The sequence below is a fragment of the Maritimimonas sp. 2210JD6-3 genome (genome assembly GCF_056591795.1).
In genome coordinates this window covers 134,448-152,206 of sequence record NZ_JBWQOJ010000003.1, presented here as the reverse complement: position 1 = coordinate 152,206, position 17,759 = coordinate 134,448, and the positions used below count along the sequence as shown (strand labels likewise).

Here is a 17,759-nt window from a genome sequence, read left to right as displayed (position 1 = left end):
GATTTAAATTATTTATCTTTATCAAAAATAAGTATAAAAATGGCAATTTCTATTAGAAAAGCTACATTATTAGATGTTGATGTTTTAAATGATTTTTTACAAAAATTGATTGCTGTTGAACGGTCTATGGATCCTTCACTTGAGCAGTATAAAAAAATAGTTTATTATGATATTACTGAATTCATCAAATCTGATAATTCCGAACTTTTTGTAGCAACTGAAGATAAAGAGATTGTAGCTTCTGGTTATGGTTTAGTAAAAGATAATAAACCTCATTTTTCAGAAAAAAAGCATGGTTATGTTGGTTTTATGTTCGTTAAAGAATCGCATAGAGGTAACGGAATTAGCCAAATGATTTTAGAAACTATTTTTGCTTGGTTTCGATTAAAAGGCATTACAGAGACTAGATTACAAGTATATAATGACAACCCAAGTGCAATTAAAGCCTATGAAAAAGCTGGATTTAAAAAGAATCTTATCGAAATGCTTCACTATTTAGATTAGATGTTACACTATAACATACAAACTAAAAGACTTGGTCTTAGAAATTGGACGGACAAAGACCTTGATCCCTTCTCAGAACTATGTGCAGATACACGTGTCATGGAATTCTTTCCTGATACTTTAACGAAAGAACAAACACATCAGCTTATTAAAAGGATGCAAACACATTTTGAAGACTATAGATATTGTTATTTTGCAGTCGATAGATTAGACACTAAAGAATTTATTGGTTTTATAGGATTACTGAATCAAGATTATAAAACTGATTTTAGTCCTTTTATAGACATCGGTTGGCGATTATCACCAAAAGTATGGGGACATGGCTTCGCTACTGAAGGAGCAAAAGCATGTATAGCATATGCCTTTAACAACCTTAATCTTAAAAAAGTATATGCTATTGCACCCAAATTAAATAAAAGATCTCAACGCGTTATGCAGAAAATAGGAATGCATTATTTTGGTGATTTTGAACACCCAAAAATTTCTAATGAAAGTGATTTAAAAAAATGCGTTGTTTATAAAATTGAAAATAAACTATAAAACTTCACCCGATTCTTTTAATTTTTCAGCGTTTTCTGCCAACTTCAACTCTTCGATAATCTTGTGAATATCGCCATCTATAATTTTACTTAAATCATAGAGCGTAAGCCCAATTCTATGCTCTGTTACGCGACCTTGTGGGTAATTATAGGTTCTAATTTTAGCAGAACGGTCACCACTGGAAACCATACTTTTTCTTCGAGCTGCATCTTCAGCTTGTTTCTTTGCTAACTCCGCTTCATATAATCGAGAACGAAGTACTTTAATGGCCTTTTCTAAGTTTTTATGCTGTGATTTTTGATCTTGACATTTAGCCTCTATACCCGTAGGAATATGTTTCAATTGAATTGCTGAATACGTTGTGTTCACACTCTGTCCGCCAGGACCTGTAGAAGTAGTTCTAATAATTTTCACATCTTTCATATCGAGCTCTACATCAAACTCTTCTGCTTCTGGCAACACCATCACTGTCGCGGCAGAAGTATGCACTCTACCCTGCGTTTCGGTTTGTGGTACGCGTTGTACTCGATGCACACCCGCTTCAAACTTCAAATCTCCATATACATCTTCACCAGAAACACTAAATATAATTTCTTTAAATCCACCTGAAGTTCCCTCATTCAAATCGACTACTTCGGTCTTCCAACCCTTATCAGAACAATACTTTGTGTACATCCTGTACAAATCTCCAGCAAAAATACTGGCCTCATCACCACCTGTTCCCGCCCTGATTTCCATCATCACATCTTTTGCATCTTCAGGATCTTTTGGAATCAACATGTATTTAATTTCTTCTTCTAATGCTGGTAATTTTTCATTAGCTTCATCCAATTCCATTTGAGCCATTTCTATCATTTCAGCATCAGCACCTTCTTCTATAATTTGGTTAGCTTCATTGATATTGTTGAGTAAGTTTTCATATACTGCTCCTTTATCAACAATAGCTTTTAAATCTTTATATTCTTTATTGAGTTTTACATATCTTTTTTGATCAGATATAATATCTGGCTGAATAATCAAATCAGATACCTCATCAAAACGTTGCTTTACTATACGAATTCTTTCTAACATTGTTTCTCTTTAACCGAAGGCAAATTTAATCATTTTTTATTCTTAAAAATTTAAATTATTTAGAATGTTTTTAAATAACTAGAAAACAAAATTCAAGATTAGAATTACTAGCTATCATGTATAGTATTTTGTAAATTTGCAGAACGATTAAACTATATACATAATAACATGAAAAAAGTATTTCTATTTGTAGTATTAACAGCATTTATTTTGATAAGCTGTAGTGATAAAAAGAAGGAAGAAGTAAAAGAGGCTGAAACGAAAACTGAAGAAGTTAAAAAGCCAGAAGTTAAGGAAGAAGAGCCAGCAAACAACGACGTCGTTGTTGAAGCAGATGACAATATGCGTTTCAATACAAAGAAGATTGTTGTAAATGGTGGTCAAAAAGTAAAAATTACCTTAAAACATGTAGGGAAAATGTCAAAAGATCTTATGGGGCACAATCTAGTAATTCTTAAAAAAGGAACTAAATTGACTGAATTCGGGCAAAAAGCGAATGCAGCAAAAGATACTGATTACATTCCTGCTGACATGAAAGACCAAATAGTTGCTATGACTAAAATGATTGGTGGCGGTGAAGAAGTGACCATTGAATTTGATGCACCTGAAGCTGGAGAATATGATTTTTTATGTTCGTTTCCTGCGCATTATGCTATTATGAAAGGAAAGTTTGTTGTAAAATAAAGATCCTATCAATACTACAGAAAAGCATCCTTTATCGGATGCTTTTTTTATTCTTTGTGTTTACTTGCAAAAGCCGCAATTTGTAATTCTAACCTTTTCAATTCCCTTAGTAAAGCATTTTTATCCATTTGCATCCATACAAAAAGCTTAATCATAGCCATAAATGACCAACAGATAAAAAAAGCTCCTGCCCATTTTATAAGTTCATTGGTAAGGTCGGTTTTAAAAAATTGCACGGCGCAATATATCGATAGGCCGAACATAACAATATTAACTATATTCATCATTACTATAAGCCAGCTTATTTTAGTTTTAAATAATCCCCCAAGTTGCCCTAATAAATTTTGCTCATCTAATGTGTCATAGAATTTGGCTTCTTCCTTAGTTAATGTCTCTTTAATAATCTGATCTATTTCTTTGTCATGATTTTTCATCTTTATATTGTTTTAAATTTAATTTTTCTCTAGCATAAAAAAGCCTAGATTTCACGGTACCTTTCGCTATTTTTAATAGTTCACTAATTTCTGCAACCGAGTATTCTTCTAAATAAAACAATCGCAATACGATCTGCTGGTCTTTTGGTAATTCGTGAATCATTTTTATAATAACCTCAGAGTAATGAGCATGAGCAGTATAATTATCGTAATTAATAGTTTTATCAATTTTATAGCGCTCATCGTTAATTTTTAGGTCTTGGTAATAGTCTTTTTAATTTTTTATCACTTTTTACAGCTTTTCGTAGTGAATCAACAGCTTTTCTATTGACAATACTTAAAGCCCAACCTCCAAAACTACTAGGGTCTTTTAACATATGTATTTTTTTAAAAATTACAGTCCAGCTTTCTTGAGCTATATCTTTAGCCAAATCAGCATCTTTAGTATACCAATAAGCTTGTTTACAAAATTTTTGATGCCACTGTTTTACTAATAGTGAATACGATTTCTTATCACCATTTTACATCTTTCTATTAAATGAGCATCAAATATTCTATCGTTCTTTTTCATTACTATATGTCTTATTGACGCAGAAAATTTTGAAAGATTCAAAACACATAAGTGACTTTATAGTAAGAATAGGGTCATAAGTAATACTAATCAAATTTTTCAAGCTATGGAATACATATCAAATTTATTACAAAAATTATCAGGAACTTTCGAACATTATTTACCCAATCTATTGGTTGTTATTTTACTTTTAGTAATTGGCTTTTTTATTGCTAGGCTATTAAAAAAAATTGCTACAAAACTAATTGCTAAAACTGGGATCGACGAAAGAATGAATTCTTCTAAAATCAAATTATCTCGTTTTACAGGTAAGCTTATTTATTTTTTAACAATGATCTTTGTTTTTATGCTGGCTTTAGAAAAGTTAGGCATGACTAATGTGCTAGACCCAGTTAAAGGGCTATTAGACGGGTTTTTAGGGTTCATTCCTAATATTATAGGTGCTGGTCTTGTTGCATATATTGGGTATATGCTAGCCACTATAATTTCTGAATTCGTCGGACTCTCTGGAGAAACTATTCAGAATTTTGCTCCAAAATTGAACATGCCAGAAAACATTAATCTAGTTACAATTTTAAAGAAAGTTGTTTTCATATTTATTTTTATTCCACTTTTAATCGCTGCATTAAATATTCTTAATTTAAGCGCTGTTTCCATGCCAGCAACTAATATGTTACAAAGTTTCTTTGAAGCCATACCAAAGATATTAGTAGCTACTATTATCATGATTCTATTTATAGTAGGTGGTAGATTTTTAAGTGGTTTGGTAAAAGATCTTTTAGACAGTTTTAACCTAAATGAGTTTATGCAAAAGGCTAATCTAGATTCAATAATAGGTAAAACAAATATTGAGAAACTAATCGCCAACTTGGTATATGCATTCATTTTACTGTTTGGTATTGTAACTGCAGTAGATAAATTAGAATTCACACGATTATCTGAGATTATTAATACCGTTATTAACTTAGGCGGAAACATTTTGTTTGGATTATTCATTTTGGCAATTGGAAATTGGATTGCTAAAGTAGTCTCAGATAATTTTATGAAAGGCGAAAACAATAAGTTTATTGGAAGTATCGTAAGAGTAGCCATCATCGCTATATTTTTAGCAATAGGCCTTAGAACAATGGGCATTGCCGATGATATTATAAATCTTGCTTTTGGTATTACATTAGGTGCAGTTGCACTTACGGTAGTATTGTCTTTTGGCCTAGGTGGTAGAGAAGCCGCAGGAAAACAAATGGAAAGAATACTAAATAAGTTTAACAACAAATAAAACTTTTCAATATCCTTAGTATAAAGCTTCTTAGAATTTCTTTATTCTAAGAAGCTTTTTTTTAAACAAAAAATTAGCATTTAGATAATCACAGATTGCTATTTTTGCCATATGTCTAGAAAAAATAGGAGAAAAATTTTTGAAAAGGTTGAAGTCATAGATGCTGGAGCTAAAGGTAAAGCTGTAGCAAAAGCTACAGATGGAAAGGTAATTTTCTTGCCAAATGCAGTCCCAGGCGATGTCATTGACATTCAAACATTCAAAAAAAGGAAAGCATATTATGAAGGTAAAGCCATACATTTTCATAAGCTTTCAGATAAACGTACCGATCCTGTTTGTGAACATTTCGGTGTTTGTGGTGGGTGTAAGTGGCAGCATATGAAATATGAAGATCAGTTATATTACAAGCAGAAAGAGGTAACTAATAATTTAACACGATTAGGACATTTAGAATTACCTGAAGTCACTCCTATTTTAGAATCAAAAAAGCACTATTTTTATCGTAACAAAATGGAATTTTCATTTAGTGATAGCCGTTGGCTAACACAAGAAGAGATTGTTTCTAGTGAAGACTTAGGTGATAAAAATGCCTTGGGCTTTCATATACCAGGCATGTGGGATAAAATTCTAGACATAAAAAAATGTCACCTACAAGCTGACCCTAGTAATGCAATTCGTTTGGCAAGTAAAGAATTTGCTATAAAAAATGGTCTTGAATTCTTTAACAGCAGAAATCAAACAGGTTTTTTAAGAACATTAATGATTCGTACTTCTACTACAGGCGATCTTATGGTCTTGGTACAATTTTTTGAAGAGCAAGTTGCAAATCGTATCGCTTTATTAGATTATTTAGTAGAAAAATTTCCAGAAATTACTTCATTATTATATGTGATCAATTCTAAAGGAAATGATACTATCTATGATCAAGAAGTTATTTGCCATTATGGGAAAGATCATATTTTTGAAGAAATGGAAGGCTTACGTTTTGAAATAAACGCTAAATCTTTTTATCAAACCAATTCTGAACAAGCTTACGAGCTTTATAAGATAGCACGCGATTTTGCATCTCTTTCAGGAAATGAAATAGTGTATGATTTGTATACGGGTACAGGTACCATTGCTCAATTTGTTGCGAAAAAAGCAAAGAAAGTTATTGGTGTTGAGGCCGTTCCTGATGCCATTACTGCTGCCAAAGAAAACGCCGAGCGTAATAAAATTAAAAACACCGAATTCTATGTAGGCGATATGGCTAAAGTGTTTGATGAAGACTTTATTACAAAACATGGAAAACCCGATGTAGTAATAACTGATCCCCCACGAGATGGTATGCATAAAAAAGTGGTAGTGCAATTGTTACAGTTAGAAGCTCCTAAAATTGTATATGTAAGTTGCAATTCAGCAACCCAAGCTCGTGATTTAGCCATATTGAAGGAAAAATATGATATCACAAAAACCCAAGCCGTAGATATGTTTCCGCAAACACATCATGTAGAAAATGTTGTTTTATTAGAATTGCGTTAATTTGTAGCCAATGAAAAGAACTTTATTAATTATCATCATTATTATTTTTACTATTACAGGTTGTGAACGCGATGATATCTGTATTGATCCGGTTACTCCAGATTTAATTATTCGTTTCTATGATGCAGAAGATCGAGAAGCTATAAAGTCTATCAATGGATTAGAGTATAAAATACTTGATTTAGATCCTGAATTCAATACCGTTACTGTAAGTGGCGATTCTTTAGCATTTCCTTTAAGAATAGATAATAATGTAACACGGTTAACGCTAGCAAAAAGAATTAACAATGACACAATAATAGATACACTCACAATAGCATATAATCGTCAAGAAAAAATTGTAGGTCGGTCTTGTGGCTTTAAAACCATATTCAATAATGTTACCGTACAAAAGACTCAAAACTGGATTCAAGACCTTCAAATAGAAACTCCATTAGCTATAACCGATGAAACTTCAGCACATGTTAAAATATTTCATTAGTATTTTTCTCTTTTGCTGTTGTTCTATTGTTTTAGCTCAGCAAAACAATACTGCGCAAGACAGTACTGTCATTAAAAACAAATACGGATTGCGTATTGGGGTAGATTTGTTTAATCCTACAGCAAATATTATAAATGGAGATCGTAAAGGCATAGAACTGGTTGCTGATTATCGGATTAGTAGAAAATACTATATAGCTGCAGAATTAGGCACCATTAATAATACTACTGATCTCGATTTTTTAAATTTTACCACAGATGGTCAATACATCAAAGCGGGTGTTGATTACAATGCTTATGAAAATTGGCTTGATATGGAAAATTTGATCTATGTAGGTTTACGGTATGGTTTTAGTACTTTTTCGCACACACTTAATAGTGGTGAAATTAATGCAAATCCAAACGTACCTCAACAGCCTCTTGAAGTACCGAGAGATTTTACGGGTTTGAATGCACACTGGGCAGAGATTGTAGTCGGAGTAAAAGCAGAACTACTTAATAATCTTTATTTAGGATTTAGCTTTAGCGGAAAAAAAATGATTACTACGAAAGAACCTGATAATTTCAAAAATTTATTTGTTCCTGGCTTTAACCGTGTGTTCTTAAATAATTCTGGCTTTGGGTTTAACTATACACTCTCTTATTTAATTCCGCTCTACAAAAAGGCTAAATAAGTTTTTTTCGTTAATTTTATATTCTTGAAAAATAAATCACATCATGAAAAATATACCAAGTGTAGATCTCTCTGATTTCTTATCGGACGATCCTAGTAGAAAGCAAAAATTTGTAAATGAGATTGGAAAGGCCTATGAAGAAATTGGATTCGTAGCACTCAAAGGACACTTTTTAAGTGATGAGTTAGTTGATAATTTATATAGCGAAATACGAAAATTTTTCGCTTTACCTGTTGATACAAAACGTAAATATGAAATAGAAGGTATTGGCGGACAACGAGGTTATGTTTCTTTTGGTAAAGAAAGTGCTAAAGGAAAAAAAGAAGGAGACCTTAAAGAATTCTGGCATTTTGGGCAGTATGTAGAAAATGATCCTAAGTTAGAGGCAGAATATCCAGCTAATGTATCGGTAGAAGAATTGCCAGAGTTTAATACTGTAGGAAAAGAAACCTACAAAATGCTTGAAAAAACAGGTGTATATGTATTACGTGCCTTAGCGCTGTTTTTAGATTTAGACGAAAACTATTTCGACAAATATGCTAAAAATGGTAATAGTATTTTACGCCCTATTCACTACCCTCCTATTACTTCTGAACCGAAGAATGCAGTAAGAGCGGCCGCCCACGGAGATATAAATTTAATTACCTTATTGATGGGTGCCCAAGGCCGAGGGCTTCAAGTACAAAATCATAAAGGAGAATGGTTAGATGCTATTGCAGAACCAGACGAACTTGTTATAAATGTAGGTGATATGTTATCTAGACATTCTAATAATCGTTTAAAATCAACGATACATAGAGTTGTAAATCCACCAAAAGAAATGTGGGGCACTTCGCGTTATTCAATTCCTTTCTTTATGCATCCTATAAGCGAAATGCCATTAAATTGTCTTGATAATTGTATTGATGCAGAACATCCTAAATTATATGATGATATTACTGCTGGAGAATTTTTAAATGAGCGATTGGTAGAATTAGGATTGATAAAAAAATAAATGGATTTACAAGATCAACTCAAAAATTTATTTCCTGATCATATTCCCGAAAAGGAAGAAAAGAAGGAAATAAAAAATGATATTTGGATGCAAGATGATCCTATTATCTGTAAATATGAGAAACGCAAAGGAAAACCAATTACCATTTTAGAAGGTTATACGGGTGCTGATAGCGATTTTAAAAAATTAGCAAAAGAATTAAAAACTAAGCTAAGTGTTGGTGGCAGTTTCAAAGATGATAAGATAATTATACAAGGAGATTATCGCGATAAGATTATGATAATTTTAAAAGAAAAAGGATTTAAGATAAAACGTGTAGGTGGATGATAAAATGTACTAAGATGCTATCGCTGGCTTTGTTGTGCATGCTTTTCTTGTCATGTAGCACTAAAAATGAGGATAAAAAGACTTTAGATACTGACGAAAAAGAAGAGAGAAGACTCACTCGAGATGTAACAGAAACAAAAACCTCCAAAGTTTTTTACCTAAAAGATGAAATAGTTTTACCTGTTAAAAAAGATGAGATTTTTTTTGCTAATGAAAACGAAGTTATATTATTTCGCCCAACCGAAAACGACTTTGGCATTTTATTAGAAGAAACGCAAGATCAAAACCTACTAGATTTAGACGGTTTTTTTGAAGCACTTACCAACAAGGTAGTTATTAATTATTCTCAAAACAAGAACATAAAAATTTCTATTTGTGAAAAACCTATAATTGCCATTCCGCAGCTCAGCGATACTTTATATTTTGACACCTCTAAAGATCGTTATGGAATTATTTTTTGCAAGAATATAGATCAAAAACCTTCTTACAAAAAGGCTAAAGAGAAAAATCTTATTCAAAAAATTAAAGACGAATATCATTTATGAAAAGAGTCTTAGCTGAATCAGAGTTAATTTTAAATCCAGATGGCAGTATTTATCATCTCAATTTAAAACCTGAGCAAGTAGCTCAGACTGTCATAACAGTGGGTGATCCTGAACGAGTATCTAAAATTACGAAACACTTTGACAATGTAGAATACTCTATTCATAAACGAGAATTTAAAACGGAAACAGGCACTTACAGAGGAAAACGAATTACTGTACTTTCTACAGGTATTGGTACCGATAACATAGACATAGTTTTTAATGAATTAGATGCTTTGGTAAATGTTGATTTTCAAACTCGTACCATTAAAGAAAATAAAACTTCGTTAGATATAGTTCGCATAGGCACTTCAGGAAGCATTCAAAAAGAAATACCTGTTGATAGTTTTTTACTTTCTGAATACGCTATTGGCTTAGACTGCATGTTACAAGCGTATGATTGTGATCATATTTTAGAAAAAAGCTTAGAAGAGGCGTTCATCGAGCAAACTGATTGGAATAAGAAGCGAGGGATACCCTATGTTGTTAAAGGAAGCTCAGTATTACAGAAAAAATTGTCTGGTGAAAATATTTTCACAGGATGTACCGCTACACTCAATGGCTTTTACGGTCCTCAAAGCAGAGTTATACGACTTCCTGTAAAAGATAATTACCTGAATGTGAAAATGAGTGACTTTTTGCATCAAGGAATCAAAATTACCAACTTAGAAATGGAAACTGCGGGTATTTATGGGCTTTCAAAATTACTAGGTCATAATGCAATGTCTATGAATGCAATTTTAGCAAATCGTGCTAACGGAACATTCAGTAAGGACCCTAGCGAAATTGTCGAAAAATTAATTCAATATACTTTAGATAAACTTACTGCTTAGTATGAAGCAACTTAAAATTGGTGGTGTACCCGAACATTTTAACCTGCCCTGGCATCTCGCCATAGAACATAAAAAATTTGAGAAAAAGAAAGTAAATCTTCAATGGGAAACCTTCCATGGAGGTACTGGTGCTATGTGTAAAGCCTTGCGTGAAGGTTCAATTGATATGGCCATTTTACTAACCGAAGGTATTATTAAAGATATTATTAATGGCAATCCTAGTAAGATAATTAAAGTCTATGTAGAATCTCCTTTATTGTGGGGTATTCATGTAGGTGCCAAATCTAAATTCAAAACAATCAAAGATCTAGAAAATGCTCGCATTGCTATTAGCAGATATGGCTCAGGCTCACAATTAATGGCAATAGTAAATGCTTATAATCAAGGTTTTAATATTAATAATTTAAAATACGAAGTTGTTAAAAATCTTGATGGTGGTATTAAAGCTTTGACGGAAGGTACCGCTGATTATTTTATGTGGGAACACTTTACTACAAAACCACTTGTTGATAATGGTACTTTTAGAAGAATTGATACTATTACTACACCTTGGCCATGTTTTGTAATTGCAATACGAGATGAAGTATTAGAGAATAAAGAAGATGCTGTGAAAACTGTGATTAACGTAATTAATAAACAACTCAAATTATTTAAAGATCCTTTAGAAATAGCTGGATTAGATCAACTATTTGCCGATCGTTATGAGCAGCGTTTAGAGGATATAAAAGAATGGATCTCTATTACGAAATGGAATAGAAAAAAAACCATCTCTAAAAAATTAATTAACGATATACAAAATAAATTAGTAACCTTTGGCGTTATTGATTCAGAAGTTCATTGTAAACAACTGATTAAAAAGATTTTCTAACCTAAACCTAGAAGTCATGAAACGAAATCTATTAACCATATTTTTTGTAATTGCTATGGCTTTATTGCTAATATCATGCGGTTCAACAAACCCATGTGCTTGGTAAAAAATTAGAAACTAACCCTAACCTAGAGCTATTTATAGCTTACTAATTAATCAACAAGCCAACCGAAAACCGTAGTATCAATGATAGTGCGGTTTTTTTATGCTTTAGGTAAAAATACCTCAGCCATCATACAACGAGCACTACCTCCACCACAAGCTTCAATAATATCTAAGGAGCTAGACATAATTGCACAATGCTTTTCAATCGCATTAATTTGCACAACGGTCAAACTATCATAAGCAGCTTGACTCATAATAAGATATCGTTTTTCATCTGTTCCTTTTACCTGTAGCATATTACCAGCAAAATTATTTACCTGTTCTTCAGAAATTGCAATAATTTCCTTACCCGAGTCTTTTAAATGATGAATTACATTCTTTCGTTCTTTCTTATCATCAATACATTCTAAACAAATTACTGCGAAATTTTCCGCCAAACACATCATCACATTGGTATGGTAAATTGCCTTACGCTGCCCATTTACTGTTTGATTCGCCGTAAAGATTACCGGAGTATATTCAAAATCTTCACAAAATTCTATAAATAAATCTTCATCTGCTCTAGGAGATAACGCACAGTAAGCAATATTATTTACGCGGTCGAGTAATAGACTACCAGTACCTTCTAAGAATACATTTTGTTTTTCTGCTGAAGTATAATCTACAATATGTTCAATTATAAAACCTTGTTCTTCTAATTCATCTAAAATATCATCTCTGCGCTCATGCCTTCTATTTTCTGCAAACATAGGATACAGACCTACAGTACCATTTTCATGGAATGACACCCAATTATTCGGAAAAATAGAATCGGGTGTATCATGCTCTTTGGTATCACTTACTACAACAACATGTACACCTATACTCTTAAGTTTATCAACATAATCATCGAACTCTTCCTGAGCTTTAATATTAACTGTTTCGGGTAATAAATTATCAAGTACTTTTTGGTAATAATTGTTCACCGCTGTTTGTTCATTCATCCTAAAATTTATAGGACGAATCATTAAGATGGTATTTGTAGTTTGTTGCATGTTCATTTTAAAATTGCGCCTAAAATTACATGTTTTTCAAATGAAATTAATTGGCTTTATGAAAAAAAATAAAATTCTATAAATTCTCATTTCTTATTTTTCTTATTCATAAAAAGTAAAAGTATTTCGTTTCTTGAAGCTAATTCTTATAAATTCCTCAAAAAAAATTTAAAATATTATAACTTTAAGATCCATTTTTAATTCATTCTTTAGTCATAAATAAAAATGCAATATAGCTTGGTACTATACATATTCATGCTTTTAGGATTTTTTAATGGCCTAATTGTAAGTTTATTCATTTTCTTGAAAGTAAAATCTGATACTTTTCTGAAAATGGCATCTCTAGCTGTTTTCCTCTTTTCATTGTCTATCTTAAGGGAATTTTTTTATGTCTTTGGTGACCAAATAGAATTAAATTTATTTTTAGAAAAGCTCTTATATTTTAAACTTTTAACCGTTGGGATCCTTATTATTGGATATGATAAAACATTCATTCAGCATAAAGAACGGCAGCATTACTTTTTAATTCCTGGCATCACTGAATTTTTATGGCTCACTGCAATTTCAATAGGATGATTTCTTTGCCAAAAAGCATTGAAGATTCATCTTTTATTGCTGTTGATTGTATCTCTTTCTTTTGGATGTTATCGGCTTTTAGACAACGAAAGCGTAAAGAAAAACAACAAACGAACAACCTTACGTTTTTGTACCTTTTTGTAATTGCTTTTGGCCTAATTTTTTTAACAAGAGTAGTCCAACTCCTAGCCATACTTATAAAATCTAACGGCTTATATGAATTTCATTTTTTATTCAGGATAATTGCCATTGGAATCATTATTTATATGATCTCATTCTTTTTAATCATCACATATACAAAGTATAGAAATCGATCCAAAAGAAATACATCTGTAACAAAACCTACAAGTAAAAAACTTCTAATCGAGATAGAAAAAGATCGAAAGTATTTGAATAAAAATTTGACTTTGGAAAAATTAGCTTCTTTTTACCAAGTTGATTCAAAAACTTTATCGGCTACAATAAAAGAACATAACGATAGTAATTTTAATGACTACCTAAATTCATTGCGCCTTAATCATTTTATGTCCTTAATCGAGAACTCAGAGCATAAAAGGTATACACTTCTAGCCTTAGCCGAAAAATCTGGCTTTAATTCTAAACCTACTTTTAACAGGGTTTTTAAAAAAAAGTATCATGTTTCTCCATCTATTTATATTGAACAAAATCATTAAAGATTCTACTCTATTATAATCAACTCTATTTTACTAAGATATCTCAATCAAAATATACCAGTAGGTATCAAATTCTTTTTTTGATACAACTTAAAATCAAATAGCACGTGATAACCTAACTGTTTTACCAATTTTGCGACCATCTTTTAAAACCAATATTTATTATGAAATTCATGAGTCAAAAAATAGTAAGCATAATAGTTATTTCAAGTTTATTCTGTCTCCAAGTTATCTCTTGTAGTAAGAGGCAAGAAACTAAGGAAATAGATAAATTAACGTATATCAAAAATGCCTTGACGCAAGAGATAACAAAAATGATTAAAGAAACTGGAATTCCGTCAATATCAATTGCTTTAATAGAAAATGATAGCATTATTTGGGCAGAAGCTTTTGGATACGCTAATGTAAAAACTAAAACTCCAGTAACAACGGCTACCACTTACTCTACAGGTTCAAACGTTAAGCCATTTATGGCTATGGCAGTTATGCAATTGGTAGAAAAAGGAATTGTAGATTTGGACAAGCCAGTAAATGATTATCTCAAAAATCCGGTGCCTTCATTTTCGGAGAATAGTAAACCCATAACCTTAAGACACTTATTATCACATCAGTCTGGCATACCTTCATCAGCAGTTTTTGTTCCTCTTTGGGGTAAAGATCATCGAGAAACCTTAGAAGAGATCGCGAGCAACCTAAAACCAATAAGAGCACCTGAAATGCTTCATGAATATTGTAATGATGGATTTGTAATTGCAGCGTTAGTAGTAGAGAATCAAACAAAAATGAGGTATGAAGATTATGTAAAAGAGAATATTTTAAAACCATTAGATCTCGAGAATATAAATTTTGTTCAACCAACACCAGAAACCGTTGAAGAAATGGCATTTCCTTATAGATTGGTTTATAACATGGCATTACCAACAGAACAGCAATACTCATTTCCGTATCCAGCGGGCGGTCTCACATATATGACTCCTTCTCAAATGTCAAGATTTTTAATTGCACATCTTAATGATGGAATATATAAAGGGAATCAACTATTAAAACCTAAATCAATGAGTCAATTTCATGAAACAAGTTTCGGTCATGAGTATTATGGTTTAGGTATAGGGGTTGAAAAGAAAAATAATTGTACGTACCTTTTTCATAATGGTCAAGATGCATATTCAAACAGTTTCATAATAAACCTTGATTTAAAAACAGGAGTTTATATAATGGCAAATGCCAAATCGTACCATCAAGTAGTATCGCTTGCTCAGTTTGCGTCTAAACTTATGGAAGGCAAAAGGGATTTGCCTCCTTTACCGTCATTTGCATCCAAAGAATACAATGAAATTGAGCTAGCTGAAACTAATTTGAATAAGTTTGAAGCAACATATCAAATTGAAGGAACAGTATTCAAACTTACTATTAAGAAAAAAGAGAATAGACTCTATTTAATTAATCCTATGAATGCCGAGTATGAACTCTTACCTTATGATTCAAATAAATTTTTCTTAAAAACAGAAGAGGAGCAAATTGAATTTACCTATGAGGAAAATAGGGTTATCGGAATGATTTTATATTCGAAGGGAAATAAAACGATCGCCAAACGAATGCAATAAAACATGGAATACTAATCCCTTTAAATTTAGACTTAATCACGTATCAATGGCATAGTAGAACAACGTAGTAACCCTTCCTGCTTAGCAATCTCAGCATAAGGTACTTCTTCAATGGTAAAACCTTGTTGGCGCAACCATGTATTTAAGCGTGTAAAGTTTTGTTCTGATATAATCACTTCTGGTGAAATAGAAAAAATGTTACTATTCATATGATACATTTCATCTTTAGTGATTTCAAAGATATTTTCTTCACCAAAGAAATTTACAAGCCACTCATATTCTTTCTCAACAAGAAATCCATTTTTATGCAATATGGCTTTATTTGTACCTATAGGCTGAAAACAACAATCTAGATGTAAAGCATTGTTCTTAGCATCGGTATTCGACTTACGCAATTCAAAAGATTTAACAGTTTTCTTTGGAAATAATTCTTGCAAAGCCTTTACAGCTTCCTTATTGGTTCTAGCGGTAATATAATCTGGGTAATCTTCTCTGGTATATGTTCCGACAAAGATATAGTCATTCCAAGGCATTACATCACCGCCTTCAACATGACATGCTGACGGTAACGTGATTACCTTCTTTGGGTCAATTTGATCAATAACATATTGAATTGCATCAATCTCTTGATCACGATCTGGTAGAATATTTGACTTGATAAGTTTATCTTCAATAACAAAAGCGATATCTCGTGCAAAGATCTGATTATAGTTTTCTATAGTTTCTGGTCGAAATACTTCTACATTATATTTCTTAAAAACTTCGGCAACTGCTTCCATTTCAGGTACCATATCTTCTACTTTAGGATAGGTACCCGCCAAAATATGCTCCCGAGATTTTGGATCGTAAGCTTCTTCAAAAGTAGGTGCAGGGCCATTACTATTAGCTGTGCCTAAAATAACCGCTCTTAATCTTGATGTTTCGTTTTGAATATTGAGTTGTAACATATAGTAAAAAAGCTTCATATAAGAATATGAAGCTTACAATTAAGTTCTTAAATTTTATCTTTTATCAAGATCAACAAAAGGCCTATGATTTTCACCAATATAAACTTGTCTCGGGCGTCCTATTGGTTCTTTTCGCAAACGCATTTCCCTCCATTGCGATATCCATCCTGGTAAACGTCCTAAAGCGAACATAACCGTAAACATTTCTACTGGAATACCCATCGCTCTGTAAATGATACCTGAATAAAAATCTACATTAGGATATAACTTTCGTTTAACGAAATACTCATCATTTAAAGCTTCTTGTTCTAATCCTTTAGCAATATCTAAAATAGGGTCTTCTACACCAAGATCTCCTAAAACTTCATCAGCTGCCTTTTTGATAATACGTGCACGCGGATCAAAATTCTTATAAACTCTATGACCAAAGCCCATTAAACGAAAAGGATCTTCTTTGTCTTTGGCTTTTGCCATATATTTTTTCGTACCTCCACCATCTTCTTTAATGGCTTCTAACATTTCTAGTACTGCCTGGTTTGCACCTCCGTGTAACGGTCCCCATAAGGCAGAAATACCTGCTGAAATTGAGGCGAAAAGTCCTGCATGTGAAGAGCCTGTAATACGCACTGTAGAGGTAGAACAATTTTGTTCATGGTCGGCATGTAAAATTAATAATTTATCCAAAGCATTTACCAAAATTGGGTTCTGTATATATTCTTCATTAGGTTGTTTGAACATCATCTTTAAGATATTTTCGACATAGCCCAATGAATTATCAGAATACTCAAAAGGTAAACCTAAACGTCTGCGCATCGTCCAAGCAACTAACACAGGTAACTTACCTAATAACTTAACAATCGCATTATACATGGCTTCTGGTGATGATACATCTACAGAAGTAGGGTTAAATGCTGTTAATGCACTTGTCAATGAAGACAAAACACCCATCGGATGCGCTGACCTTGGAAAACTTTCTAATATCTTTTTTAAATCTTCATCTAAAACAGATTTCGATTTAATATCAGTGTGAAATTTTTCTAATTCTTCTTGGTTAGGTAATTCGCCGAATATTAACGCATAGGCAACTTCTAAGAAATCAGCTTTTTCTGCTAAATCTTCTATAGCATAACCTCGATAACGTAATATTCCTTTTTCACCATCTAAAAAAGTAATCGCACTTTCACAAGAACCTGTATTCTTAAAACCTGGATCGACAGTAATTATTCCACCTGTAGCTCCGCGAAGTGTTTTAATATCGATAGCTAATTCATCTTCTGTTCCTTTTATTACCGGAAATTCATATCTTGAACCATTAATTTCTAAGATAGCTTTATCTGACATATATTTTTTATTTTGATTTTTAAACTTTTAGAGGGTATGCGAATTTACAAATTTATACCCGATTTTTAAAGCGAAAAAAAAGGAGTATTGTTTTGTACAGCTATAATTTTTATAAAA

General features: G+C 32.1%; 20 protein-coding genes and 1 pseudogene. 14 read left to right on the top strand and 7 right to left on the bottom strand.

The window, feature by feature from the left end:
* The first annotated feature begins 39 nt into the window (after positions 1-39).
* Together AC1EUY_RS03155 and AC1EUY_RS03150 are read left to right on the top strand one after the other, a co-directional pair.
* Complete coding sequence (locus AC1EUY_RS03155) at positions 40-504, top strand: GNAT family N-acetyltransferase (RefSeq protein WP_480194041.1); 465 nt, start codon at positions 40-42, stop codon at positions 502-504.
* The gene (locus tag AC1EUY_RS03150; protein ID WP_480194040.1) at positions 505-1,044 is read left to right on the top strand and encodes a GNAT family N-acetyltransferase; all 540 of its coding nucleotides are present in this window, start codon (positions 505-507) and stop codon (positions 1,042-1,044) included. It begins immediately after the preceding gene.
* Here AC1EUY_RS03150 and prfA read toward each other — a convergent pair.
* A complete protein-coding gene (gene prfA, locus AC1EUY_RS03145; RefSeq protein WP_480194039.1) occupies positions 1,039-2,115 on the bottom strand; it encodes a peptide chain release factor 1 in 1,077 nt (358 codons plus the stop codon). The genes AC1EUY_RS03150 and prfA overlap by 6 nt on opposite strands.
* 168 nt (positions 2,116-2,283) lie before the next feature.
* Here prfA and azu point away from each other — a divergent pair, with 168 nt between their 5' ends.
* Complete coding sequence (azu, locus tag AC1EUY_RS03140; protein ID WP_480194038.1) at positions 2,284-2,799, top strand: azurin; 516 nt, start codon at positions 2,284-2,286, stop codon at positions 2,797-2,799.
* Between the two features lie 47 nt (positions 2,800-2,846).
* Here the strand turns inward: azu and AC1EUY_RS03135 are convergent, their stop codons facing one another.
* The 3 genes and pseudogenes from AC1EUY_RS03135 to AC1EUY_RS03125 all read right to left on the bottom strand — a co-directional run.
* The gene (locus AC1EUY_RS03135) at positions 2,847-3,233 is read right to left on the bottom strand and encodes a DUF6768 family protein (protein ID WP_480194037.1); all 387 of its coding nucleotides are present in this window, start codon (positions 3,231-3,233) and stop codon (positions 2,847-2,849) included.
* Positions 3,220-3,396, bottom strand: coding sequence for an RNA polymerase sigma factor (locus tag AC1EUY_RS03130; protein WP_480194036.1), 177 nt, complete (start codon positions 3,394-3,396; stop codon positions 3,220-3,222). Before AC1EUY_RS03130 ends, AC1EUY_RS03135 begins: the two co-directional genes overlap by 14 nt.
* Positions 3,397-3,478: 82 nt before the next feature.
* Positions 3,479-3,667: pseudogene (locus tag AC1EUY_RS03125) on the bottom strand (RNA polymerase sigma factor); the annotation flags it as partial.
* 243 nt (positions 3,668-3,910) lie between these two features.
* On the opposite strand from AC1EUY_RS03125, the gene AC1EUY_RS03120 reads away from it, so the two are divergent.
* The 9 genes from AC1EUY_RS03120 (at position 3,911) to AC1EUY_RS03080 (ending at position 11,361) form a co-directional block, all read left to right on the top strand.
* A complete protein-coding gene (locus AC1EUY_RS03120; RefSeq protein WP_480194035.1) occupies positions 3,911-5,080 on the top strand; it encodes a mechanosensitive ion channel in 1,170 nt (389 codons plus the stop codon).
* Between the two features lie 111 nt (positions 5,081-5,191).
* Positions 5,192-6,601 carry a 23S rRNA (uracil(1939)-C(5))-methyltransferase RlmD gene (gene rlmD, locus AC1EUY_RS03115; RefSeq protein WP_480194034.1) on the top strand — a complete coding sequence of 470 codons (1,410 nt, stop codon included), beginning with the start codon at positions 5,192-5,194 and terminating at the stop codon, positions 6,599-6,601.
* A 10-nt stretch (positions 6,602-6,611) separates the two neighbouring features.
* Complete coding sequence (locus AC1EUY_RS03110) at positions 6,612-7,082, top strand: DUF6452 family protein (protein WP_480194033.1); 471 nt, start codon at positions 6,612-6,614, stop codon at positions 7,080-7,082.
* The gene (locus AC1EUY_RS03105) at positions 7,063-7,755 is read left to right on the top strand and encodes a DUF6048 family protein (protein ID WP_480194032.1); all 693 of its coding nucleotides are present in this window, start codon (positions 7,063-7,065) and stop codon (positions 7,753-7,755) included. The genes AC1EUY_RS03110 and AC1EUY_RS03105 overlap by 20 nt, the downstream gene beginning before the upstream one ends.
* 43 nt (positions 7,756-7,798) lie before the next feature.
* Complete coding sequence (locus tag AC1EUY_RS03100; protein WP_480194031.1) at positions 7,799-8,749, top strand: isopenicillin N synthase family dioxygenase; 951 nt, start codon at positions 7,799-7,801, stop codon at positions 8,747-8,749.
* The gene (locus AC1EUY_RS03095) at positions 8,750-9,076 is read left to right on the top strand and encodes a translation initiation factor (RefSeq protein WP_480194030.1); all 327 of its coding nucleotides are present in this window, start codon (positions 8,750-8,752) and stop codon (positions 9,074-9,076) included.
* Positions 9,073-9,621 carry a hypothetical protein gene (locus AC1EUY_RS03090; protein ID WP_480194029.1) on the top strand — a complete coding sequence of 183 codons (549 nt, stop codon included), beginning with the start codon at positions 9,073-9,075 and terminating at the stop codon, positions 9,619-9,621. Before AC1EUY_RS03095 ends, AC1EUY_RS03090 begins: the two co-directional genes overlap by 4 nt.
* Positions 9,618-10,493: a nucleoside phosphorylase gene (locus tag AC1EUY_RS03085; RefSeq protein WP_480194028.1), complete on the top strand. Its 876-nt coding sequence runs from the start codon at positions 9,618-9,620 to the stop codon at positions 10,491-10,493. The genes AC1EUY_RS03090 and AC1EUY_RS03085 overlap by 4 nt, the downstream gene beginning before the upstream one ends.
* A 1-nt stretch (position 10,494) precedes the next feature.
* Complete coding sequence (locus tag AC1EUY_RS03080) at positions 10,495-11,361, top strand: substrate-binding domain-containing protein (protein ID WP_480194027.1); 867 nt, start codon at positions 10,495-10,497, stop codon at positions 11,359-11,361.
* A gap of 203 nt (positions 11,362-11,564) precedes the next feature.
* Here the strand turns inward: AC1EUY_RS03080 and ctlX are convergent, their stop codons facing one another.
* The gene (gene ctlX, locus AC1EUY_RS03075; RefSeq protein ID WP_480194026.1) at positions 11,565-12,500 is read right to left on the bottom strand and encodes a citrulline utilization hydrolase CtlX; all 936 of its coding nucleotides are present in this window, start codon (positions 12,498-12,500) and stop codon (positions 11,565-11,567) included.
* A gap of 572 nt (positions 12,501-13,072) precedes the next feature.
* Here ctlX and AC1EUY_RS03070 point away from each other — a divergent pair.
* Both AC1EUY_RS03070 and AC1EUY_RS03065 read left to right on the top strand, forming a co-directional pair.
* Positions 13,073-13,750 (top strand): helix-turn-helix domain-containing protein, encoded by a 678-nt coding sequence (locus AC1EUY_RS03070; RefSeq protein WP_480194025.1) that lies wholly within the window; start codon positions 13,073-13,075, stop codon positions 13,748-13,750.
* Positions 13,751-13,923: 173 nt separating this feature from the next.
* Positions 13,924-15,354 (top strand): serine hydrolase domain-containing protein, encoded by a 1,431-nt coding sequence (locus AC1EUY_RS03065; protein WP_480194024.1) that lies wholly within the window; start codon positions 13,924-13,926, stop codon positions 15,352-15,354.
* Between the two features lie 32 nt (positions 15,355-15,386).
* Here the strand turns inward: AC1EUY_RS03065 and AC1EUY_RS03060 are convergent, their stop codons facing one another.
* Entirely contained in the window at positions 15,387-16,301 is a 915-nt protein-coding gene (locus AC1EUY_RS03060; protein WP_480194059.1) for a dimethylarginine dimethylaminohydrolase family protein, read from the bottom strand.
* 54 nt (positions 16,302-16,355) lie between these two features.
* Positions 16,356-17,642 (bottom strand): citrate synthase, encoded by a 1,287-nt coding sequence (locus tag AC1EUY_RS03055; RefSeq protein WP_480194023.1) that lies wholly within the window; start codon positions 17,640-17,642, stop codon positions 16,356-16,358.
* Positions 17,643-17,759: the final 117 nt, after the last annotated feature.